The organism is Mycobacterium alsense (assembly GCF_002086635.1).
GTDB lineage: Bacteria > Actinomycetota > Actinomycetes > Mycobacteriales > Mycobacteriaceae > Mycobacterium > Mycobacterium alsense.
This window is the reverse complement of record NZ_MVHD01000025.1, coordinates 23,369-44,757: the sequence shown is the minus strand read 5'-3', so window position 1 is coordinate 44,757 and position 21,389 is coordinate 23,369. Positions and strand designations below refer to the sequence as shown.

Sequence of the window (21,389 nt, the reverse complement as noted above, 5' to 3'; positions counted from 1 at the left end):
AGGCGCGCCGTAACATTGGCCTCAGAAGTTATCTAGAGTCACAGCAGTCACAAGCCGGTCACGGCTCGGTCGCGCGAGCGCCCGCAAATGTACGGGCTTTTCGGCGTGTCGTGCCGACCCGCGCGCTCGCGAGGAGAGGGGGCTCGGCGGGGGTCAGATCTGGTCGGCTTGGGCGGCGTCGAGCAGTTCGCGGGCGTGGGCGCGGCCGCTGTCCGACTCGCCCAGCCCGGCCAGCATCCGGGCCAGCTCGGCCACCCGGTCGTCGTCGCTGACCCGCCGCACCCCGCTGGCGCCGTTCGGCCCGGTGCCGTGCACCACCAGGTGCACGTCGGCGTAAGCCGCCACCTGTGGCAGATGGGTGACGACGATGACCTGGTGGGTGCGGGCCAGCCGGGCCAGCCGCCGCCCGATCTGCACCGCGGCCCGGCCGCCGACGCCGGCGTCGATCTCGTCGAACACCATCGTGGTGCCCACCGAGATCCTGCGCGACGCGGCGAGCACCACCTCGAGCGCGAGCATCACGCGCGACAGCTCGCCGCCCGACGCGCTCTTGGCGAGCGGCAGCACCGTCATGCCGCGGTGGGCGGCGAAGCCGAACTCGACCTGGTCGACGCCGTCGGCGCCGGCCCGGACGAGCTCGCCCGAGGGCAGCCGGAGGATGGCGGGGTCGCCCGGTCCGGCCGCTCCCGGGACGATGTCCGTCGCGACGTCGACGGTGAACTCGGCGTCGGCCATCGCCAGCGCGGACAGCTCCGCGGTCACCTCCTTGGCCAGCCGCTTGGCGGCCTTGCGCCGGGTCTTGCCGAGATCGACCGCGGCCCCGCCCAGTTCGCGGGCCAGCTCGTCCACGCGGCGTTCCAGGGCCGCCAGGCCCTCCTCGGAGACGTCGAGCTGGGCCAGCCGTTCCCGCGACTCGCGGGCCCATCGCAGCACGCCGTCGATGTCGGCGGCGTACTTGCGCGTCAGCATGCGCAGCTGGGCCTGGCGGGCGAGCTTGGACTCCAGCGCGCTGGCGTCGACCGGCAGCTCGTCCAGGAACCCGCCGAGTTCGTGCGCGGCGTCGGCGACCACCGTCAGCGCCTCGCCGATCTGGGCGGCCAGCGCCCGCAGCGTCGCGTCGTCGGCGGACTCCAGCGCGGCCCTCGCCCTTCCCAGGCCGTCGGTCGCGGTGGTGCCGAACGCGTCGGGGTCGTCGGCGGACAGCGCGGCGCGCGCGGTGGCGGCGGCCTCGCGCAGCGTGTCCAGCTCGGAGAGGCGCAGGATGTCGGCGACGAGCGCGTCGTCCTCGCCGGGCCGCGGGTCGACGGCGTCGATCTCGTCGAGCGCGAACTTCAGCCGGTCGGCCTCCTGGGCCAGTTCGCGGGCGCGGTCGCGGCGGTCGGCGAGGTCGCGGCGCGCGGTGAGCCAGGCGTCGCGCAGCTTGCGGTAGCGCTCCAGAGCGGAGGCGGCGTCGGCAAAACGGTCCAGGGCGCCGCGTTGTTCCTCGGGGCGCATCAGCCGCAGCTGGTCGTTCTGCCCGTGCAGGGTCAGCAGCTCGGTGGTGAAGCCGCTCAGCGACTTGGCGGGCACGCTGCGGCCGCCCAGGTAGGCGCGCGAGGGGCCGTCCCGGCTGACCGAGCGCAGCGTGATCACGCTGCCGTCCTCGTCGCGCTCGGCGCCCGACGCGTCGAGCATCTCGTCCAGGTGGGCCGCCGCGAGGTCGTCGAGATCGCTTGTGGTGAAACGGCCTTCGACGATCGCGCGCTCGGCCCCGGACCGGACCCGGGTGGCGTCGGCGCGGGCGCCGCCGAGCAGGTGCAGCCCGGTCACCACCATCGTCTTGCCGGCGCCCGTCTCCCCGGTGAGCACGGTCAGGCCGCGACCGAACTCCGCGGTCGCGACGCTGATGGCGCCCAGCGACTCGATGCGAAGTTCGGTCAGCATTAATTCCCGCGCCAACCGGTCACGGGCAACCGGAATTTGCGCACCAGGCGGTCGGTGAACGGCGCGCTGTCCAGCCGCGCCCACCTGACCGGGGTGTCGCAGCGGGTCACCTCGATGCGGCTGCCGGCCGGTATCCGCATCTCGCGGCGGCCGTCGCAGAACACCAGGGCGTCGTGGCCGCCGGCCTCGATCTCGATCGCGATGGTGGCCTCGGGGCTGGTGACCATGGGCCGCCCGAACAGCGCGTGAGCGTTGTTGGGCACCACCAGGATTGCCTCGAGGTCGGGCCACAGCACCGGGCCGCCCGCGGAGAACGCGTAGGCGGTGGACCCGGTAGGTGTCGACACCAACACGCCGTCGCAGCCGAACGCCGACACCGGGCGCCCGTCGATCTCGACGACCACGCCCAGCACCCCGAGCCGCGGGCCCTTTTCCAGGCTGGCTTCGTTCAGCGCCCACCCGTGCTCGATGACGCGGCCCCGGTGGCGCACCATGATGTCCAGCGTCAGGCGGTTCTCCACCCGGTAGTCGCGGGCCACCACGTGGTCGAGCACCCGGTCGATGGCCTCCGCCTCCGCCTCGGCCAGAAAGCCGATCCGGCCCAGGTTGACGCCCAGCACCGGGATCCCGGCGTTGCGGGCCAGTTCGGCCGCCCGCAGGAAGGTGCCGTCGCCGCCGAGCACCAGCACCAGCTCGCAGCCCTCGGCCGCCTGGGGGTCGGCGTCGACCACCTCGATTTCGACGCCCATGGCCCGCATGTCGTCGGGAGCCAGGTGCAGCGATCCCCGGTCCACGGCCTCGGCGGAAAGCACGCGCAACCCAATCCCGTTGTCGCCCAGCACCTTCTCCACCCGCCGCGCGGTTTCCGTCGCCTCGTCGCGGCCGGTGTGGACGACCAGCAGGACGGTGCGCTCAGAGCTCATGCCGGTCCCTCACTCACCGCGCGCCGCACCGCGGCCACCAACCCCTCACCCGATAGTGCGCGCTCCGTCTGGGCGCGCAACCACAGAAAGTATTCGACGTTGCCCGACGGGCCCGGCAGCGGGCTGGCGGTGACGTCGACGGCGGGCCAGCCCAGCTCCCCGGCGCGGCGCGCCGCGGCCAGCACGGCGTCGGCGCGCAGGTTGGGGTCGCGCACGACGCCGCCGGCGCCGACCCGACCCCTGCCCACCTCGAACTGCGGCTTCACCATGGGAACGATATCCGCGCTGGGCCGGGCGCATCCAATCAGCGCGGGCAGCACGGTGGCCAGGGAGATGAACGACAGGTCGGCCACCACCAGGTCGACGGGCCCGCCGATCGCATCGGGCGCCAGGTCGCGGGCGTTGGTCCGCTCGGCGACGGCGACCCGGGGATCGCAGCGCAGGGACCAGGCCAGCTGCCCGTACCCCACGTCCGCGGCCACCACCTCGGCGGCCCCGCGGTCCAGCAGCACCTCGGTGAACCCGCCCGTCGACGCGCCGGCGTCCAGGCAGCGCCGGCCCTCGACCGGGATGCCGAAGGCGTCCAGGGCGCCGATGAGCTTGTGCGCGCCGCGCGACACCCAGCTGCGCCCGATGTCGGGGGCGACGGTCAGGGCCGCGGTGACGTCGACGGCGGTGCCGGGCTTGCGGGCCGGCAGGCCGTCGATGCTCACCTTGCCGGCGCCGATCAACTCCGCGGCCTGCTGGCGGGACCGCGCGAGCCCCCGGCGGACCAGCTCGGCGTCGACGCGGGCGCGCCGTGCCACGGCCGCGCTCAGCCCTTCTCCGCCGACTCCAGCGCGGCCAGCAGCACGTCGTGCGCCTCGGACAGCCGGCGCGCGATCTCCTCGAGCTGGGCGAGCGACGGCCCGTCCTCCGGGCTTGGCGCGTCCCCGGGCTCGGGCAGCTGGGCCAGCAGGGCGTCGATTTCAGCGCGAATTCGATCGGGATCGATAGTCATGGCGTACCTACGCTAGTCCAGACACCACCGCCGCAGCGCGTCGCGGGCGCGGTCGTCGGCGGCCCGGACGCGCACGTCGTCGCCTCGGGCGTCCCACACCGCGGCGGCGACCGCGCGGACCACCGCCAGCCCGTCCCCCTCGTCCGCGCCGTCGGCGCGGACGGTCACCGCGCCGTCCCCGGCGTCGACCCGCCAGCCCGGCTGCGGGCCCACCGCGAGCGCGTCGCCGTCCTCGTGCAGCGAGCGCAGGTCGTGCCCGATGTAGGTCGGCCGGCAGGCGGGGGCGGCGTAGACCGCGTCCCGCACGGTGCTGACGCCGGTGAGCACCATCAGGCTGGGCAGCCCGGCGGCGTTGGCGCCCTCGATGTCGGTGTCCAACCGGTCCCCGACCACCAGCGGCGCGCGGAAATCGCCGCGGCCCACCGCGTCCCGCAGGAGCCGCGGCGCCGGCTTGCCCGCGACCCGCGGTTCGGCGCCGGTGGCCGCCCGCAGCGCCGCCACGAACGATCCGTTGCCGGGCAGCAGGCCCCGCTCGGTGGGCAACGTGGGGTCGACGTTGGCCGCTACCCACAGCGCGCCCGCCCGGATCGCCAGCGCGGCCTCCGCGAGGTCCGGCCAGCCGATGGTGGTGGACAGCCCCTGTACGACCGCGACCGGGTCCTCCTCGTAGCGGCGCACCGGGCACAGCCCGACCGCGGCGATCTCGTCGGCCAACGCGTCGGTGCCCACGATCAGCACCCGCGAGCCCGGCGCCAACTCGCCCGCCAGCAACCCGGCCGCGCTCTGCGCGCTGGTGACGACGTCCGAACCGGTGGCGGCGAAGCCCAGGTCGCGCAGGTGCGACGCCACCTCGTCGGCGCTGCGCGAGGCGTTGTTGGTGACATACAGCTTGCGGCCGGTGACCTCGTCGAGCGCCCGCACCGCGCCCTCGGTGGGCCGCGCGCCGCGAAAGACCGTCCCGTCCAGATCGATAAGCAGGCAATCGTATTGTTGCGCAAGGTTTTTCACGCGAGTTCGCCGACTCGTTCCTCGGCGTCGGTTTCGCCGTCGATGTCGGCGGCCGCCGAGCGCAGAAACCATTGCAGCGCATCGTCTTTGCGGTCCAGCGCCAGCAGCGTGTCGGCGTAGGCGTAGAACAGCCGCGCCGCCGTCGAGCCCGTGCGGTTGGGGTCCAGCTGCGGCGTGGACAGGATCGTCAGCGCCTGCTCCAGCTGGCCCAGGTCCGCACGGGCGCCGGCGGCGACGATGCGCAACTCGTCGGCGTCGTCACCGGACAGCTGGGCCGCCTCGGGGCCGCGCGCAAGTTCGATCGCCCGCTCCGGGCGGCCAAGCCCGCGTTCGCAATCCACGATCAGCGGCAACAGCAGCGACTTGCTGCCCATCCTTCGGGCGGCGCGCAATTCGGCCAGCGCCTGGGACCAGTCGCCGCAGCGGTAGGCGGCGATGCCAACGGCCTCGCGCACCGCGGCGATCCTGCTGGAGCGGGCGCGCGCCGCGCGGGCGTGACTCAGCGCGGCCTCGGGGTCGTCGTCGAGCAGCTCGCCCGCGGCGACCAGGTGGCGCGCCACCGCGTCGGCGGTGGCGCGGTCCAGGGTGCTCAGCTCGCGCCGGATCTCGGGCGCCAGCTGGTTGGCCTCCACGCCGGGCGGTATCGGGGGGCCGTCCCGGGCCGCGCGCTCCTTGCGCGGCCCACGCCGCTGCCCGTTGTCGATCACGCAGCCGAGAATACGACGTGGTTAGGCGGGGACCCGGTTGGACAGCAACGGCGCCAGCACCGCCGGGCAATAGGTTGCGATCGCGATGATGGTGAACACGCCGGCCGCGTCGTGCGACAGCCCGCCGCCGTCGGCCATCGCGGCGAGCACGGAGTCGAACGACCCACCCGGCTGCACGAGCAGCGGGCACACCGACTGCCCCCGCGCCGTCGCGCTGTCCGGCTCGAAAACCGGAACGCCCGCGTTGGTCAGGGCCCGCAGGAACGCGTCGCCCATCAGGTCGGCGTGGACCGGCGCGGCCAGCGCCGCCGCCAGCCCGGCCACGCCCGCACCCACCCCGACGGCCCGCAGCACCCGCGTCGCGCCAGTCACCGTGACCACAGTGGTCGGCGCCGGTCACGTCCGGGGCACGGCGCGGTAAAGGTTTGGCCTAGCCGCTAGAGCTTCTCTAGACCTTCTCTATGCCCGCGATGTTGCGCTTGCCGCGCCGCAGCACCAGCCACCGGCCGTGCAGGAAGTCCGAGGGCCGAGGCGCCCACTCCTCGCTGTCGATGCGGACGTTGTTGACCGAGACGCCGCCCTCGCCGATCGTGCGGCGCGCGGCTCCCTTGCTGGCCGACAGGCCGCTGGCCACCAGCAGGTCGACGATGCCGTCGGGGCTGCCGGGCTTGAGCTCGGCGACCGGGGTCTCGCGCAGCGCCGCGGCCAGCGTCGCCTCGTCCAGCCGGTCCAGCTCGCCCTGCCCGAACAGGGCCCGGCTGGCGTGCTCGACCGCCTCGGTGGCCGCCTCCCCGTGCACCAGCACGGTCAGCTCGCGCGCCAGCCGGCGCTGGGCGGCGCGCCGCTGCGGGCGCTCGGCCGTCGCGGCTTCCAGCTCGGCCAGCTCGTCGGCCGACAGGAAGGTGAACCACCGCAGGTAGCGGATCACGTCGGCGTCGGCGGTGTTGACGAAGTACTGGTACCAGGCGTACGGGGTGGTCATCTGGGGGTCCAGCCACAGGCTGCCGCCCCCGGTGGACTTGCCGAACTTGGTGCCGTCGGCGGCGGTCACCAGCGGGACGGTCAGCGCGTGCACCGTCGCGCCGAGCTTCTGGCGGACCAGGCGCACGCCGGCGATGATGTTGCCCCACTGATCGGAGCCGCCGATCTGCAGCGTGCAGCCGTGCCGCCGGTGCAGCTCCACGTAGTCGTTGGCCTGCAACAGCATGTAGCTGAACTCCGTGTACGAGATGCCCTCGCCCTCCAGGCGGCGCCGGACGGTGTCGCGGTCCAGCATCACGTTGACCGAGAAGTGCTTGCCGATGTCGCGCAGGAACTCGATGGCCGACAGCGGGCCCGTCCAGTCCAGGTTGTCGACGACGAGGGCCCCGGTCGGCGAGGTGTCCTCGAAGTCGACGAAGCGCTCCAGCTGGCCGCGGATGCGCTCGGTCCATGCGGCGACGGTGTCGGCCTCGTTGAGGCTGCGCTCGCCGGCGTCGCGGGGGTCGCCGATCATGCCGGTGGCCCCGCCGGCCAGCACGATCGGGCGGTGGCCGGCGCGCTGGAAGCGGCGCAACGCCAGCAGCGGGACCAGGTGCCCGGCGTGCAGGCTGGGCGCGGTGGGGTCGAACCCGGCGTAGACCGTCATCGGCCCGCGCCGCGCCTCGGCGGCCAGCGCGTCGAGGTCGGTGGACTGGGCGATCAGCCCGCGCCAGGCCAGCTCGTCGAGGATCCCGGAAGACATCGCGCCAAACTCTAGTCGCTGGTCCCGGGGGCGGGAGCCCGCGGACTTCGCCGGTAGGCCGACACTTCGGGCCGCCCGGCCAGCCAGAATCGCCACGGCCGGTCGGCGGCCTGGCTGACCCCGACGCGGGGGCCGGACACGGCGGTCAGCGGGTCGTGCAGCTCGAGGGTGACGGGGCTGCCCGGGTCGAACAGGTCGATCCCGTTGTCGTCCATGGTGATTCCCAGCGCCGAGCACAGGTTGCCCGGGCCGCGCGCCAGCGCGGTGGCGCGCACCAGCTCACCGCGGCGGGCACGGGCGGCGTCGGCTCCGTCCTCGATGGCCGCCGCGCGCAGCAGGACGGCCGCGGCGGTGCCGTCGGGCCCGCACGACACGTTGGCGCAGACGTGGATGCCGTGGCTGCGGTAGGTGTAGAGCCGCCCGGGCGGCCCGAACATGACGGCGTTGCGGCCGTTGCGGCCGCGGTAGGAGTGGGCCGCGGCGTCCGGCCAGGGGCCGTCGGGAACCCCGCCGTAGGCCTCCACTTCGACGACGACGGCGCGCACGCCCCGACCGGTCAGCGTGGCGCCGAGAAGTCGGTGCGCGGCGGTGACCGGGTCGACGCCTATCGCCTCTACCTGCATGGATGAATCACCCTAGGGCACGGGGGCCGCGGGCTCCAAAGTGAGCTTTCTGTAACCCCCCGGCAACACGAAACATGGCGGTAACCGCGTTGCCGCACGGCTGAAACGTGGGCCGGACATGGTATCTCGGTGCATTCGATCGATCCCGCCGCCACCGCGTGGCTGCTGGCCAGCACCGCACTGGTCCTGCTGATGACCCCCGGCCTGGCGATCTTCTACGGCGGGATGGTCCGCAGCACCGGGGTGCTCAACATGATCATGATGAGCTTCATCTCCATCCCGCTGGTGACCCTGGCGTGGCTGTTGGTCGGCTACACCATCGCCTTCTCCGACGACGGGGCGGACGGGCTGGTCGGCAATCTCCGACACATCGGGATGCTCGGCATCGCCCCCGACACGGTCCACGGCGCGGTGCCCGAACTGCTCTACGCCACGTTCCAGTTGGCGTTCGCGATCGTGACGGCCGCGCTGGTCAGCGGCGCGATCGCCGACCGCGCCAGGTTCGCCGCCTGGATGGTGTTCGTCACGGTGTGGGCGGTCGTGGTGTATTCCGTTGTGGCGCACTGGGTATGGGGGCCCGGCGGCTGGCTGGCCAAGCTGGGCGTGCTCGACTACGCGGGCGGACTCGTCGTCGAAATCGTCTCCGGGGCGTCGGCCCTGGCGCTGGCGCTGGTGGTCGGCCCCCGCATCGGCTTCAAGAAGGAAGCGATGCGGCCGCACAACCTGCCGTTCGTGTTGCTCGGGGTCGGGCTGCTGTGGTTCGGCTGGTTCGGGTTCAACGCGGGCTCGGCGCTGGCCGCCAGCGGAACGGCCGCGGCCATCTTTTTGAACACGCTCGTCGCCGGTTGCCTCGGCATGCTCGGCTGGCTGTCGGTCGAGCGCGTCCGCGACGGCAGGCCCACGACGTTCGGCGCGGCGTCCGGCGTGGTGGCCGGGCTGGTCGCCATCACCCCGTCGTGCGGGACCGTGAACACGCTCGGCGCGGCGGCGGTCGGCGTCGCGGCGGGCGTCGTGTGCTCCTTCGCGGTGGGCGCGAAATTCCGCTTCAACTACGACGATTCGCTCGACGTGGTCGGGGTGCACTTCGTCGGCGGCGTCGTCGGTGTGTCGCTGATCGGGCTGCTCGCCACCGCGGTGATGACGTCGGGTCCGCGAGGTGTCCTGTTCGGCGGCGGCTTCGGCCTGCTGGGCAAGCAGGCGCTCGCGATCGTCGCGGTCGCGGTCTACGCGTTCACGGCGTCGTTCGTTCTCGCCAAGGTGGTCGACCGGATCATGGGCTTCCGTCTCAGCGCCGAGGACGAGACCACCGGCATCGACCTCGCCCAGCACGCCGAGACCGCCTACGCCGAGGGTGTGCACGGACACTCGCCGTTGCACCGCCCGGAATTCGGCGGACGCAGGACAGCCGAGGCGGAGGCGGCGGACCCTCAGCTGCATCAGTAGTCACACCAGCACCGTGAGCCGGTCATGAGGTGATTGCGGATTGCGATATCGCCGGCGATATCGCACGGCTGGGGTGGTCGAGGCTTCGGGTGTGAATGCAGGGCGCTGGGTGTGAGCCCACGGCTTTCGGTGTGAACACCGGGCGGCATTTCGGCCGATTGCGCCGCCCAGGCTTCACACCCAAAACGGTGCGGCAGGGGTGCGGTGACCGCAGGGCCGCGACTGTGAACCCAGGGCGCGACTGTGAACGCAGCGCCCGAGCCCCCGGGCCGGCGCCCCACCCTTGACAACCCGGCCGCCGAGGACGATTATTCATCGCATGATGAGTTCATCGAGTGATGAATTACTGGCGCGAGGCCGCCCTCTCGCGGTCAGCATCGAGCACCTGCGCGTCACGCGCTTCAAACGCCCCGTGTTGCACGACTTTTCGGTACAGATCGCCCAGGGCACCATCACCGGCATCCTCGGCCCGTCCGGCTGCGGCAAGACCACGCTGATGCGCTGCATCGTCGGAACCCAGATCGTGTCGTCCAAGAGCGCCGTCACCGTGCTGGGCCGTCCGGCGGGCAGCCCCGCGCTGCGCCGCCGGGTGGGGTACATGCCGCAGGACCCGACGATCTACAACGACGTGCGGATCGTCGACAACGTCCGCTACTTCGCCGCGCTCTACGGGTTCGGCGCGGAGGCCGCCGACGCCGCCATCGAGCGGGTCGGTCTCACCGATCACCGGACGGCCTTCTGCGGCAACCTCTCCGGTGGCCAGCGCACCCGGGCGTCGCTGGCGTGCGCGTTGGTCTGCCAGCCGGAGCTGCTCGTGCTCGACGAGCCCACCGTGGGCTTGGACCCGGTGCTGCGCGTCGATCTCTGGGAGCAGTTCGCCGCCCTCGCCCGCGGCGGCACGACGCTGCTGGTCTCCAGCCACGTGATGGACGAGGCCGACCACTGCGGCGACTTGTTGCTGATGCGCGAGGGTCACCTCGTCGCGCACACCACCCCTAACCGACTACGAGAGGACACCGGATGTCCGTCACTGGAGGACGCGTTTCTGTCCATCATCAGGCGCAGCACCACGCAAAAAGCCGGATGAGCCTGACGGGATACACCGCGACCACGGCGCGGATCCTGCGTCAGCTCGCCGCCGACCACCGCAGCGTCGCGCTGATCCTGGTGGTGCCGGTGCTCGTCATCACGCTGATGTACTTCATGTTCGAAAACGCCCCGCACCGGCCGGGCGCGCCGACACCGTTCAACAACGCCTGCCTGATCCTGCTCGGCCTGTTCCCGCTGTTCGTGATGTTCATCATCACGTCGATCACAATGCAGCGGGAGCGGGCGTCCGGCACGCTGGAGCGCATCCTGACCACGCCGCTGCGCCGGCTCGACCTCCTGATCGCCTATGGCAGCGCGTTTTCGGTCGCCGCCGCGGCGCAGGCGATCCTGGCCTGCGTCGTGTCGTTCTGGTGCCTCGGGTTCAACACTGCCGGCAGCCCGGTGTGGGTGTTCGCGATCGCCATCATCAACGCCATGCTGGGCGTCGGTCTGGGGCTGCTGTGTAGTGCGTTCGCGCGCACCGAGTTTCAGGCCGTGCAGTTCATCCCGCTGGTGATGGTCCCCCAGCTGCTGCTGGCCGGCATCATCGTGCCGCGGGGGCTGATGGCGCACTGGCTGCAGTGGATCAGCAACGTGCTGCCCGCCAGCTACGCGCTGGAGGCCCTGCAGCAGGTGGGCGCGCACCCGGAACTGACCTACACCGCGGTGCGCGACATCGTCGTCGTGCTGGGCTTCGCGGTCGCGGCGCTGTGCCTGGCCGCGGCCACCCTGCGGCGACGGACGCCGTAGTGGCGGTTACCAACACGGGCCGCCGGCGGCGCGGGCGGCCGGCCGGGAGCTCCGACACCCGGGACCGGATCCTGGCCAGTGCGCGAGAGCTGTTCGCGCGCAACGGTATCGACCGGACGTCTATACGCGCGGTCGCCGCCGGGGCCGGGGTGGACTCCGCGCTGGTGCATCACTACTTCGGGACCAAGCAGCAGTTGTTCGCCGCCGCCATCCGCATCCCGATCGATCCGATGACGGTGCTGGTGCCCCTGCGCGAAGTACCGGTCGACGAGCTCGGCTACCAACTGCCGTCGATGTTGCTGCCGATCTGGGATTCCGAGCTGGGCGCCGGCCTTATCGCGACGCTGCGGTCCCTGCTCGCCGGCGCCGAAGTGAGCCTGGCTCGCTCCTTTTTGCAGGAGGTCGTCACCGCCGAAGTGGCTGCGCGCGTGGATAATCCGCCGGGCACGGGCGTGATCCGCGCGCAGTTCGTGGCGTCGCAGCTGATGGGCGTGGTGATGGCGCGCTACATCGTCAAGGTGGAGCCGTTCGCGTCGCTGCCGGCCGACCAGATCGCGCGAACGATCGCGCCGAACCTGCAGCGCTACCTCACCGGGGATCTGCCGGACGCGCCCGCGCCATGAGCCGCTCGTGCTCGTCGTCGCCGACGTCGCGGGCCTCGTCGATGAGCAGCACCGGGATGTCGTCGTCGATCCGGTAGGCGCGCCGCAGCCGCGGGTTGTAGAGCTCGTTGTCGATCAGCAGCAGCGGACCGCGGTCCTGGGGGCACACCAGGATGTCGAGCAGGGTCTGATCAATCATCATCGCCTCGATACACGGCGCTCAATTCGGCCCGCACGGCCGCCGTCAACCGGCGGTACTGCCCGCCGGTGGTGTCGAAGTACCACGCCTGGCGTCTCGCCTTCGGGATCCCCGCCGCGCGCAGGGCGCTGACGGTCGGACGGTAGGTCGCGCTCAACGTCATTTCCGGGCACACGTGCACGATGTCGGGTCCCACCCCGATCGGCAGGTCCGAGAGCGCTTCGGTCAGGTCCGCCGCGGTGATGCTGGCCCCCGGCAACAACGTCACCGCCGAGACCGCGACATCCAGGTCGCCGTACGGCACGTTGTAGGTGACCGCGAGGTCGACGCCGTTGATGCAGCTCAGCGCGTCGGTGACGGGCTCGGCGAACACCATCCCCCGCGCGGTGTGCACCACCGAGCCGCGCCGGCCCGCCAGCCAGTAGTCGCCGTCGCCGTCGCGGTAGAACAGGTACTCGGTCGATATCCAGGTGTCGGCGGGGGCGAAGACCCCCCGCTTGACCGACGCGTTCGGGTCGATCGGCCCGTTGGACACGGCCAGCAGCACCCCGACCTCGTGAGGCGCGGCGACCTGGACGAAGCCCCGCTCGTCCTCGAGGATCAGGTCGTGCTCGGCGTCGTAGGCCCCGAGCTCGACGCGTCCCACGCCGGGCAGCGGGCGACCCTTGCTGCCGATCTTGTGGCCGGACACGTTGGCCAGCACCGCCTGTCCGTCGGTGGTGGCGAAGAACTCGACGACGTGGGCGGGGGCGAACGCGTCGAGGACCCGCTGCCACAGCCCGGTCGGCATGCCCGAGCCGATGAACAGCCGCACCGGATGGTTGCCGTGCAGCACGAAGGCGGGGTCGTCCGGATCGTTCAGGACCTCGCGCAGCATCGCCCAGGTGTAGGACACCACCGTCACGCCGTACTGGCGGATTTCCTGCACGAACCGGTCGGGACGCAGGCCGCGCGACAGCGCGATGCGGGTGCCGCCGACGACCGCGCCGCCCAGGCTGACCAGCAGTGCGGACTCGTGGTGCAGCGGCGTCAGGCAGTAGACGGTGTCGCGCCGGTCGAGCGATGCCGTCGACGCGGTCCCGAACGCCGACACCGCCCACCGGTAGTTGGTGATCTGTCGGGCGACCAGCTCGCCGCCGGCCGCGCTGAACGCGATGAACGCCAGGTCACGCGCCAGCCCGGGGTTGGGGCGGTACCACGCGGGGAGCTCGACGGCGTCCGGGTCGATCTGCTCCATGTCGATGACTTGGCCTTCGGACGCGTCCTCGGGGAGGTGCAGGTCGCGCGCCTCGCCACCGCCCAGCACCAGCACCTGGCCCGGAAGTTGCCGCGCCGCTTCGAGATTGGTGGGGTCGGTCAGGATCTCGCTCACTCCCCCGAGCCGCACCGACGCTGCCAGGTCGGCGTCGGGCCGCATCACCACGGCGATGGCGCCGAGCCGCGACAGCGCGGCGATGGCGACGAGCGCGCTGGGCCGCGTCTCCATCAGCACGCCCACCCGGTCGCCCTGCCGCACGCCGACCTCGATGAGGCCGCGGACCACGTTGTTGATGCGTCGGTTGACGGCCTCGTAGGTGTGCACGCGGCCGTCGAACAATAGGAATTCGCCCTGCGGGGCGTCGTGCGCCTGCTCGTCGATGATGCGGCCCAACGAGATTCGGGTGTGGTCGTTGATCTGACCGAGCCGCACCAGCCGCGGCAGCGTGCGGACCGTCTCGACGGCCAGGGTGCGCATCGACTTGTTGGCGGCGGCGACCGTGTTGGCCGCGCCGCGCACCAACCCCAGCGCCGCTTCGGACGCCTCGCCGATCTCGTGTGCGATCCGGGAACTCAGCGCGACCCCGCTGTCGGTGTGTTCGGCCGGCTGGTCGGCCATCGGGTCGATGCCGTCGGGCTTGTCCCCGCCCTCGGACAGCCAGCGCACCCACGCGGCGACGGTCGGCCAGCTCTCCTTCGCCGCCTTGGATCCGACGACCAGGCCGAAATGTCCTGTGCGGATGGGGCGTTCGTAGACTTCGGCGTAGGGCGCCGCCCGCCGGATGCCGCGCACCGAGGCCGGCTGCCCGATGTCGTCCACCTCGCCGACGAAGGCCAGCACCGGGCAGGTGATGTCGGTGAGCGTGACCATCTGACCGTTGATGGCAAAGCCGCCGGTCATCATGCGGTTGTGCGCGATGAACTGCTTGAGCAGCTCGGAGATCGCCGGCCCCGACCACGCGATCCAGCCCTCGCGCTCCAAGAACCTGCGCTGCTGCTCGCGCGGCAGTAGCGCCTCCCGGTCGTGCAGCTGGCGCACGAAGTCCACCCGGGCCTTGGCGGTCTTGAGCGGATCCATCAGCTGAAAACCGGTGCGCGCCATCCAACTTGGGATGGCCAGCCGGCTGAAGACGTGGTCGGCCATGAAATTGGCTGCCGCCGCCCCGAAGTTGGCCGGAATGCCCATCGGCAGGGCGGCCAGCGTGTCCACCGGCGAGCCGAAGGCCACGATGGAGGCGATGTTCTTCGACCGCCGGTACGCGGCGACCTGGTAGCACCACATCCCGCCCTGCGAATAGCCGACCAGGTGCACGTCGCTGCCCGTGGCGTCCTTGACCGTGTCGATCGCCTGGCTCAGCGCGACGATGTGGTCGGCGAGGTTGCGGCGCATGCCGCCCTCGACCTTGTCCGGTGAGCCGAAGTCGATGACCCACGGGTCCAGCCCGTTGGCGTGCAGGATGCCCACCGCGCCGTCCTGGCGCGTGACGTCCCACATGTCCGCCGACATCATCATCGGGTGGACCATCAGCACGGGCGGGCCCGGCGGTGCCTGCCCGGGCCGGCTGTCCGGCGGGAAATACCGCCGCAGCTTGTACATCGGAACGCTCTCGACGATCTGGGACGGCGACGGGACGCTCTCGGTTTCCAAGCCCCCCAGCCGCAGCACCTCCAGGCCGTTCTGCGCCGTGGCGATCAGCCGCCCGACCGGTCGGGTGACCATCGAAATGTTGAGATCCACCGCTGCTCCCTGAGTGTTGACAGCTCCGACATCATGGCACATCAGGGCAGTCGGCGGCGCTGGCCAGGCTGTTTGCCGGGGCCGACGATCCGGGAGCCCGGCCGTGCCCGGGGGTGGTTCAGTTCATCAGCGCGGCGGCCGGTCTCCTGGGCGTCATTTCGGCGATGTCGGCACCCCCGGCGCCGAACCGCACGCCCAGGCCGTGCAGCACCGCCGCACGGCTGATGTCGCTGGGGGAAACGATGCCGACCATGGTGTCGCCGGCGAACACCAGCGCGCGGCCGTCGGTACAGCCGCCCAGCCTGGGCAACAGCTCCGAAAGCGGTTCCTCGGGTCTGGCCCGCGGAATCTCGTCCGGCGGGCACGCCACGTCGCTCAGCAGGGTGCTCCCGCGCCGCTCGGCCGGCACGGCGCGGATCCGGTTCAGCGTGACCAGGCCCTGCAGCCTGCCGGCCTCGTCGAGCAGCGGAAATGACGAGTGCCGGCGCAGCATCGCGATGTCGCGGAGGAACTCGGCGACGGTGAAGTTGCCGTCCACCGTCTCAGGCTGCGCGGCCATGACGTCGCGGACCCGGATTCCGGCCAGCGCGGTGCTGCTGCGGGCCTGGTGCTCCTCCGCGCTGGCCATCGTGACCACGAACAATCCCAGCAGGATCCACCACAGGCCGCCGCCCGCGCCGCCGATCACGTTGAGGATGCCGAGCGCGATCAGGGTGAATCCGAAGACCCGCCCCGCCCGGGCCGCGGCCACCGTCGCGGCGAGCCGATCACCCCGCCAGGCCCACACGCCGGCGCGCAGGATCCGACCGCCATCCAGCGGCGCCGCCGGGATCGAGTTGAACACCGCCAGCACCACGTTGATCGCGGCCAAATAGCTGGGCACCGCCACCACCAGCGCGCTCATGCCGGCCAGGTCAGCCACCCACGCCGCGGCGCCGAACACCGCCGCCACCAGCAGGCTGGTGACCGGCCCGATCGCGGAAATGCGGAAATCCGCGCCCGGCGTCTTGGCTTCACTGCGCAGCCGGGCGACGCCGCCGAGCAGCCACAGGGTAATGCCCTCCACCTCGACGCCGTTGCGTTGTGCCACGATCGCGTGGGCCATCTCGTGGGCCAGCAGCGACAGCACGAACAGCACGGCGGCCAGCGACGCGACCAGCAGGTAGGCCGCCCCCGGATATCCCGGGACCATCCGGGGAAAGCGCGTCGACAACCCGACGACCAGCAGTGCCACGATGGCCAGCACGCTCCAGTGCACACCGACTGCCACGCCGGCGATCCGGCCCAGCCTCACCGTTGATCTCATCGTTGCTCCCTCTCTATTCGGCGCGGGAAGCCGGACCGGCCCTCACCGCGGTGGAGCGGCCCCCAAGGGTGGCCGCCATTGTCGTCTCGGGCCGGGAGTGCCCCTCCTTCAGATTCCCAGCGCTGCAACGCGATAAGGGCGTTGCAGCGATCGTCGACGCGGGGTGCGGCGACATGCTCAGTGATCGTCATGGGTTGCCTTTCTTGGCGGCTCTCGCGTATGCGTTTCGGGCACCGGTGTTTTGGTGTGTGCGACGTCAACTAGGGTCGTCTTGCGCACGGCCGGAGCGCATTTCACCGACTCCATTGCCGATCCGGTGCCGTCGTAATCCATGATGGTATGGATTGCGCGGGCTGACTTGTCGCAGCGCGACAAAGGGGCGGCCCGCGTTTGTGGCCCGCGCAAAAGCGCGGGCCACGTCGCCGGGGTCGATACCTGGTGGGCGGTGCCTACCAGCGCAGCAGCGCGGCAATGCCGTCGGCGTCCTTGAGCCCGGTTTCGGCGGCGCCGTCGACGGGAATGATGCGGGCCCCGGTCATCAGCGCGCGTTCGACCAGCCGCTCGGTCAGCCGCGGCTCCGGGGTCACCGGATGTCCGTTCGGACCGACCTCGTCACCGCCGTAGAGGGACCCGTCGGCGCCCACGGTGCCCTGGTAGCGGACCTGCGGGTCGTACACCAGGTGTGCGGCCCGGCCGGCGTTCAGCGCCGCGGTCACCTCGGACAAGCCCAGCGCCGCGCGCCCCGACCCGGCGATATCGCGCACCCGTTCCAACAGCTGCCGCTGGTGCTCGGCGCGCTGGTCGTGAACCCATTCGGTCACCGCCGCGGCCAGTTCAGCGTCGCTGCGCCCGTTGAAGATCCGGGCGTCCGCGAACACCTTGCCCCGAAGCGCCCGGGGGAACCTCGCCACCGCCGGCTCGGTCCAGCGCTCGCCGCCACTGACGAGTATCCGCTCCCAGCCGCGGTATCCCGCGAGGTCCGCGGCCACTTCGGCGACCCGTTCCAACAATTGCAGCATCCGGTCGCGCTCACGCGCCCGACGTTGTTCGCGCACCGGTGTGTGGAACTGCCCCTGGGGACCGCCCCCGATCTGTCCGGCGCGCTCATGTGGCGCCTGAACGTAGGGCTGTTCGATTCGCCGCAGCAGCCCCAATGACCCCGCTCGCCATTCGAACAGCCGGACCTCCTTCTCCGAAATCAGGACGACGCCGGCCGCCCGCCCCTCGTCGAGCAGTTCCAGCAGCGGGTGGATGAATGGACCGTCGCCCAGGACCACCCGATTGCTCACCGGCATCGGGCTCTCCAGCCGCAGCGTCCACCCGCTGCTCAACGCGGCGAAGACAATTCGGCTTCGCCCCGATGCCGCCGGGCTTGTCAGGTCCTCGATTCGCGGCCAAAGCCGGTCGAGCGCGGCAACGACGTCTCGGCCCCCCTCGGCCCCTCTGTCCTCGAGGACGCGGCTGCGCAGCTCCCGGAATCGGTTCTTCACGTCGATCGCCGCGCCGTGCAAAGTCGGGTCCCGACGCGGATCGGCGTTGAGGTAGACCGACAAGACGCCCAGCTTGTCGGTTCGCCGGGACAGGGCCCATAGAATGTCTTGGTCGAGCCACTCGATCGCGACCATGTTCATCACCTCTTTCTTCTCGGCCCGTGGGCCAATTGCGCTGTGTGCCAATCCGTCTGCTCGGGTCAGCATCTCGTGAGCTCCCTGGTCGTCGTGGCCACCCGGTGCGGCAGGGACCAACCCGGGTCGCGAAACGTCAACCGCCGCATGGCCCCCTCCATCGAGGCCGCGACGGGTAGCCGGTAGGTACTGCGGGTGGAGCCGCGGAGCCGGTCGACGGCGTCGCTGGTCACCAGCGCCCAGGCCATCCCGGTCCGGTGCGCGTGCTCGGCGATCCTGACCAGCGCATAGAACCCGTCGTCGTTGATGAAATTCACCCCGCGAAGGTCGAGGATCAGGGGGCGGTCGGGGTTGGCCAGCCCGGTGACGTAGTCGTTCAGCCGGGCGGCATTGCACTCCTCGATCGCCCCCGTCACCTGCACCACGACCAGGCCCGGCTGGAAGTGTGCGCGCAGCGACATGCCGGGGTGGCCCGACCGCACGCGCTGGGTGCCCGCACGCGGGTCAAAACGTAGTTCGTCATGGCGTTTGTAGTCGGTGAGCATGAAGACCTCGATTTCACTTGTGGTTACCGGTAATTCGGGTTCGCTCGGGTGTCGGCGCGGCGCGGCGCCGCACGCGTCACGGCCGGCAAGGCCCGTGCCGGGGAGGTTTCGGCCGATACCACTCGTAGGGCACGGCTTCCAGCAGCGTCACGACGCGACCCCCCTCGTGAGGGATCGAGTACACGCGTTGGTCACCGGGACGCGCCCCGACGATCACGCGGCCCAGCGGCGACGCCATCGAGTACGCGGTGATGGCGGCGCCCTCGGCGCCACGCCTGCCGAGCAGGAAGGTTTCGGTTTCGCCGGTGGCGTCGTAGCGCATCGTCACGACCATGCCCGCCCGGGCGACGGGCTGACCGACGGGATCCCCGTCGACGACCGCGCCGGTCAGCGAGGCCTCGATCTCGCGGATGCGAGCTTGCCGCCCCATGAGGTCGACGTCGCATGTCATGACGTCGTCAGCGCCTTCGCTACCGCGCCGCAGCGAGGCGAGCTCGCGTTGCAGGCGGGCGTATTCCTGGCGCGTCAACGACCGTTGGGTGCTTGTCATCGTGCTTGCTGTCCTTTCGCGGGGTAAGGGAATCGTCGGGGCGCGGCGGTGCCGCCGGCCCGACGACTCCGGGTCCGTGGTCAAGATGCGGTTTGGGGGTTAGGCCGCCGGATATCGGGAGTGGCGGCCGCCGCCGAGGCGCAGCGGATCGAACGGGGCCAGCGCCTCGGGGAGCTTGCCCGTCGTGATCTGTTCGGCCAACAGCCGACCGGTCACCGGCCCGTGCGCGAAGCCCCATACGCCGTGTCCGCCGGCCACGTAGACACCGGGCGACACCTCGCCGATCAGGGGAAGGCCGTCGGGTGTCACCGCGTACGCATCCACCCGCACGTCGAACAGGTCGTCCCAGCGCACTCCGTCCAGCAGGGGGGCGGCCGAGGCGACGATCGCGCCCACCCGTTCCCGGATGGCCGCCCGGTGCGGGTGACGGAATTCCAGCGTGCCCGAAACGCGCATGGCGCCCTGCAGCGGTGTGCACGCCACCATGGCGCCCGGCAGGCAGATTGGAGCCGGTAGCGGATGATCCACGGGCACGGTGAACGAGTAGCCGCGACCGACCTGCACCGGGACGCGCAACCAGCGCCCCGCCAGCCGCGCTAACCGCGGCCCGGTCGCGATCACCGCCGCGTCGGCGGTCAGCGGCCGGCGGCGCGAGTGCACAGCGACCTCGCTGCCCGAGCTGACGACGTCGCCGGCTTCCAGCCGGTGCACCGTCGCGCCCCAATCGAGCACGGCGCGCCTCAGGGCATCCAGAAACCGGCGCGGGTCGGCGAAGCGCTGGCCGTCGACGTTCAGCGCCGCCGTGATCGCCGGTGACGCCAGGGGCATCCGCCCACGTAACGCTTCGCCCGACAACGCGGTGACATGGGTTGCCTGCCCGTCATTTTCGAGCTGGCGAAGCTGCCACGACAGTTGCTCCGCCTCAGCGGCTGTGCGAAAGACGGCGGTGATCGGTGTGTCGGTCACCGGCGCGTCGACGCCGTTGGCGACGAGCACGTCGAAGGCCTCGATGGCGTCTGCGTTGAGCGGCGCGTTGGCCCGCATCGCCCGCTGCCACGGTGAGCGCTCGCTGTTGGCCAGGAACTGGGTCAGGAACACCCGCGACCCCGTCTCGGCGGACAGCGGGAAGTGCAGCGGGGCGGTCGAGTCACGCAACGCGCGCAGCCCATGGCGCAACACGTCCGGGGAGTTCAACGGGAGGGCCAGTCCCGGGGCCACCCAGCCCCCGTTTCCACACGAGGCGCCGACGGGCCGGTCGGAGCGGTCCACCACCGTGACCGCGACCCCCCGCTCCTGCAAAAACCAGGCCGTCGACAATCCCGCGATGCCCGCGCCTACGACGATTGCCGATCGCGGTGCGCCGCCGATTCGATCGACGCCGACCATCACACACACCTCCAGAATCTGGGCTTTGGTTTCCGATTCCCATGGTGGTGCGGGCGGGCGCGGCGGGCTTGCCCTAACCGGACAACGCCGCCGCGGGCCGTTGTCGCCATCCGACAATGACCGCCGGGCCCGGCCCGGTGGAGGTGCGTTCGCCCAGCGCATTCGCCGAGCGCACGCGTTCGACCGTGCGCGGCGCGGCCGGGCGGGCGCCGAATGCGTACGCGGGTCGATGACCACACACGACGTTCCCGGTTAACCAGGGGCACAACGGGGTACCTACCGAGGGCGCAAGGTTCGCGACGCATGCCCGCATGCCGTCAGGACCCACGGTTGAAACACGCAGCTGGGCGCCAACCAGTCCTCTGGGCGGCCATCTCGACTCGTCGCAACCCAGGGTGTCGGCAGCTGCAGCGTGTTTGCTTGCGGGAGTGAGGTGGCCCGATGTGCATGACCCGACACCTCGACGACCGCCGAGTGGGCAATTCCAAATCACCCAGAAAGGGAAGCCAATGTTGTTGTTGAGCAACGGCGATCGGCGCAAGGGCGAGGCCGAGCAGCTGACCGAGCGGGCGTTGTACAACGTCGCGCACGGCCGCTTCGAGCGTTCGCTGTCGGGGCTGACGGCCATTTCGGCCGTCGTCACGACGGCCGAAATCTACTTCGAGCACTACAAGGCCAGCTTCGGCAACAAGTGGATGTGGAGCCCGATCGTGGTGACGCCGCCGGTGGTCGTCGCCGGCATCGGCGGGGTGTTCTCGCGGCGCTGGGCCAAGGTGTGGCTGCCGATCACCGCCGCCATCTACACGGCCAACGGCCTCATGGGCGAATACCTGCACGCCCGCGGCGTCGCGCGCAGACCCGGCGGGTGGAAGCACGCGTCCTACAACGTTCCGATGGGCCCCCCGATCGCCGCGCCGGGCTTGATGTGCATGGTCGGCGGGATGGGTTTGCTGGCGTCGATCCTGCGCCGCGAACGGTTCCGGGGATAGGTC

21 protein-coding genes are annotated in these 21,389 nt (G+C 71.4%); 5 read left to right on the top strand and 16 right to left on the bottom strand.

Features of this window, described 5'->3' with window-relative positions; genetic code table 11:
* Positions 1 to 153: 153 nt before the first annotated feature.
* From recN to BST11_RS15160, 9 genes are all read right to left on the bottom strand, one after another.
* Positions 154 to 1,923 carry a DNA repair protein RecN gene (gene recN / locus BST11_RS15200; protein ID WP_083138756.1) on the bottom strand — a complete coding sequence of 590 codons (1,770 nt, stop codon included), beginning with the start codon at positions 1,921 to 1,923 and terminating at the stop codon, positions 154 to 156.
* Entirely contained in the window at positions 1,923 to 2,846 is a 924-nt protein-coding gene (locus BST11_RS15195) for an NAD kinase (protein ID WP_083138755.1), read from the bottom strand. The genes recN and BST11_RS15195 overlap by 1 nt, the downstream gene beginning before the upstream one ends.
* Positions 2,843 to 3,652: a TlyA family RNA methyltransferase gene (locus BST11_RS15190; RefSeq protein ID WP_083138754.1), complete on the bottom strand. Its 810-nt coding sequence runs from the start codon at positions 3,650 to 3,652 to the stop codon at positions 2,843 to 2,845. The genes BST11_RS15195 and BST11_RS15190 overlap by 4 nt, the downstream gene beginning before the upstream one ends.
* Positions 3,653 to 3,660: 8 nt before the next feature.
* On the bottom strand, positions 3,661 to 3,846 hold the full coding sequence (locus BST11_RS15185) for a hypothetical protein (protein WP_083138753.1): 186 nt from the start codon (positions 3,844 to 3,846) through the stop codon (positions 3,661 to 3,663).
* Positions 3,847 to 3,858: 12 nt separating this feature from the next.
* Positions 3,859 to 4,854: an HAD-IIA family hydrolase gene (locus BST11_RS15180; protein ID WP_083138752.1), complete on the bottom strand. Its 996-nt coding sequence runs from the start codon at positions 4,852 to 4,854 to the stop codon at positions 3,859 to 3,861.
* Positions 4,851 to 5,561 (bottom strand): hypothetical protein, encoded by a 711-nt coding sequence (locus BST11_RS15175; protein ID WP_142276370.1) that lies wholly within the window; start codon positions 5,559 to 5,561, stop codon positions 4,851 to 4,853. The genes BST11_RS15180 and BST11_RS15175 overlap by 4 nt, the downstream gene beginning before the upstream one ends.
* A 21-nt stretch (positions 5,562 to 5,582) precedes the next feature.
* Positions 5,583 to 5,942 (bottom strand): DUF732 domain-containing protein, encoded by a 360-nt coding sequence (locus BST11_RS15170; RefSeq protein WP_067319562.1) that lies wholly within the window; start codon positions 5,940 to 5,942, stop codon positions 5,583 to 5,585.
* A gap of 67 nt (positions 5,943 to 6,009) precedes the next feature.
* Positions 6,010 to 7,284 (bottom strand): tyrosine--tRNA ligase, encoded by a 1,275-nt coding sequence (gene tyrS / locus BST11_RS15165; RefSeq protein WP_083138751.1) that lies wholly within the window; start codon positions 7,282 to 7,284, stop codon positions 6,010 to 6,012.
* Positions 7,285 to 7,295: 11 nt separating this feature from the next.
* Positions 7,296 to 7,907 (bottom strand): DNA-3-methyladenine glycosylase, encoded by a 612-nt coding sequence (locus BST11_RS15160; protein WP_083138750.1) that lies wholly within the window; start codon positions 7,905 to 7,907, stop codon positions 7,296 to 7,298.
* Between the two features lie 129 nt (positions 7,908 to 8,036).
* On the opposite strand from BST11_RS15160, the gene BST11_RS15155 reads away from it, so the two are divergent.
* The 4 genes from BST11_RS15155 (at position 8,037) to BST11_RS15140 (ending at position 11,812) form a co-directional block, all read left to right on the top strand.
* Positions 8,037 to 9,350: an ammonium transporter gene (locus BST11_RS15155; RefSeq protein ID WP_083138749.1), complete on the top strand. Its 1,314-nt coding sequence runs from the start codon at positions 8,037 to 8,039 to the stop codon at positions 9,348 to 9,350.
* Between the two features lie 319 nt (positions 9,351 to 9,669).
* On the top strand, positions 9,670 to 10,437 hold the full coding sequence (locus BST11_RS15150) for an ABC transporter ATP-binding protein (protein ID WP_083138748.1): 768 nt from the start codon (positions 9,670 to 9,672) through the stop codon (positions 10,435 to 10,437).
* Entirely contained in the window at positions 10,434 to 11,189 is a 756-nt protein-coding gene (locus tag BST11_RS15145) for an ABC transporter permease (protein ID WP_244897661.1), read from the top strand. Before BST11_RS15150 ends, BST11_RS15145 begins: the two co-directional genes overlap by 4 nt.
* A complete protein-coding gene (locus BST11_RS15140; protein WP_083138747.1) occupies positions 11,189 to 11,812 on the top strand; it encodes a TetR/AcrR family transcriptional regulator in 624 nt (207 codons plus the stop codon). The genes BST11_RS15145 and BST11_RS15140 overlap by 1 nt, the downstream gene beginning before the upstream one ends.
* Here BST11_RS15140 and BST11_RS15135 read toward each other — a convergent pair.
* From BST11_RS15135 to BST11_RS15105, 7 genes are all read right to left on the bottom strand, one after another.
* Positions 11,778 to 11,990, bottom strand: a complete 213-nt coding sequence (locus BST11_RS15135; protein WP_067319632.1) for a Trm112 family protein — start codon at positions 11,988 to 11,990, stop codon at positions 11,778 to 11,780. The two genes, BST11_RS15140 and BST11_RS15135, sit on opposite strands and share 35 nt — an antisense overlap.
* Positions 11,983 to 14,967, bottom strand: a complete 2,985-nt coding sequence (locus BST11_RS15130; RefSeq protein ID WP_244897664.1) for an acyl-CoA synthetase — start codon at positions 14,965 to 14,967, stop codon at positions 11,983 to 11,985. Before BST11_RS15130 ends, BST11_RS15135 begins: the two co-directional genes overlap by 8 nt.
* A gap of 136 nt (positions 14,968 to 15,103) precedes the next feature.
* Positions 15,104 to 16,291, bottom strand: a complete 1,188-nt coding sequence (locus BST11_RS15125) for a site-2 protease family protein (protein WP_083138745.1) — start codon at positions 16,289 to 16,291, stop codon at positions 15,104 to 15,106.
* A gap of 449 nt (positions 16,292 to 16,740) precedes the next feature.
* A complete protein-coding gene (locus tag BST11_RS15120) occupies positions 16,741 to 17,916 on the bottom strand; it encodes an MSMEG_1130 family ribosome hibernation factor (protein ID WP_083138783.1) in 1,176 nt (391 codons plus the stop codon).
* A 65-nt stretch (positions 17,917 to 17,981) separates the two neighbouring features.
* On the bottom strand, positions 17,982 to 18,461 hold the full coding sequence (locus tag BST11_RS15115; protein ID WP_083138744.1) for an STAS domain-containing protein: 480 nt from the start codon (positions 18,459 to 18,461) through the stop codon (positions 17,982 to 17,984).
* Positions 18,462 to 18,537: 76 nt separating this feature from the next.
* Positions 18,538 to 19,011 carry a GreA/GreB family elongation factor gene (locus tag BST11_RS15110; RefSeq protein WP_083138743.1) on the bottom strand — a complete coding sequence of 158 codons (474 nt, stop codon included), beginning with the start codon at positions 19,009 to 19,011 and terminating at the stop codon, positions 18,538 to 18,540.
* A 99-nt stretch (positions 19,012 to 19,110) separates the two neighbouring features.
* Positions 19,111 to 20,397 (bottom strand): NAD(P)/FAD-dependent oxidoreductase, encoded by a 1,287-nt coding sequence (locus BST11_RS15105; RefSeq protein ID WP_083138742.1) that lies wholly within the window; start codon positions 20,395 to 20,397, stop codon positions 19,111 to 19,113.
* A 509-nt stretch (positions 20,398 to 20,906) separates the two neighbouring features.
* Between BST11_RS15105 and BST11_RS15100 the strand changes: the two genes are divergently transcribed.
* A complete protein-coding gene (locus tag BST11_RS15100; protein ID WP_068209626.1) occupies positions 20,907 to 21,386 on the top strand; it encodes a hypothetical protein in 480 nt (159 codons plus the stop codon).
* Positions 21,387 to 21,389: the final 3 nt, after the last annotated feature.

What these genes read in the sequence shown, in the direction of transcription:
- recN (WP_083138756.1), bottom strand. Translation starts at nt 1,923, where the DNA reads ATGCTGACCGAACTTCGCATCGAGTCGCTGGGCGCCATCAGCGTCGCG.
- BST11_RS15195 (WP_083138755.1), bottom strand. Translation starts at nt 2,846, where the DNA reads ATGAGCTCTGAGCGCACCGTCCTGCTGGTCGTCCACACCGGCCGCGAC.
- BST11_RS15185 (WP_083138753.1), bottom strand. Translation starts at nt 3,846, where the DNA reads ATGACTATCGATCCCGATCGAATTCGCGCTGAAATCGACGCCCTGCTG.
- tyrS (WP_083138751.1), bottom strand. Translation starts at nt 7,284, where the DNA reads ATGTCTTCCGGGATCCTCGACGAGCTGGCCTGGCGCGGGCTGATCGCC.
- BST11_RS15160 (WP_083138750.1), bottom strand. Translation starts at nt 7,907, where the DNA reads ATGCAGGTAGAGGCGATAGGCGTCGACCCGGTCACCGCCGCGCACCGA.
- BST11_RS15150 (WP_083138748.1), top strand. Translation starts at nt 9,670, where the DNA reads ATGATGAGTTCATCGAGTGATGAATTACTGGCGCGAGGCCGCCCTCTC.
- BST11_RS15145 (WP_244897661.1), top strand. Translation starts at nt 10,434, where the DNA reads ATGAGCCTGACGGGATACACCGCGACCACGGCGCGGATCCTGCGTCAG.
- BST11_RS15135 (WP_067319632.1), bottom strand. Translation starts at nt 11,990, where the DNA reads ATGATTGATCAGACCCTGCTCGACATCCTGGTGTGCCCCCAGGACCGC.
- BST11_RS15130 (WP_244897664.1), bottom strand. Translation starts at nt 14,967, where the DNA reads ATGGTCACCCGACCGGTCGGGCGGCTGATCGCCACGGCGCAGAACGGC.
- BST11_RS15125 (WP_083138745.1), bottom strand. Translation starts at nt 16,291, where the DNA reads ATGAGATCAACGGTGAGGCTGGGCCGGATCGCCGGCGTGGCAGTCGGT.
- BST11_RS15120 (WP_083138783.1), bottom strand. Translation starts at nt 17,916, where the DNA reads ATGGTCGCGATCGAGTGGCTCGACCAAGACATTCTATGGGCCCTGTCC.
- BST11_RS15115 (WP_083138744.1), bottom strand. Translation starts at nt 18,461, where the DNA reads ATGCTCACCGACTACAAACGCCATGACGAACTACGTTTTGACCCGCGT.
- BST11_RS15110 (WP_083138743.1), bottom strand. Translation starts at nt 19,011, where the DNA reads ATGACAAGCACCCAACGGTCGTTGACGCGCCAGGAATACGCCCGCCTG.
- BST11_RS15105 (WP_083138742.1), bottom strand. Translation starts at nt 20,397, where the DNA reads ATGGTCGGCGTCGATCGAATCGGCGGCGCACCGCGATCGGCAATCGTC.
- BST11_RS15100 (WP_068209626.1), top strand. Translation starts at nt 20,907, where the DNA reads ATGTTGTTGTTGAGCAACGGCGATCGGCGCAAGGGCGAGGCCGAGCAG.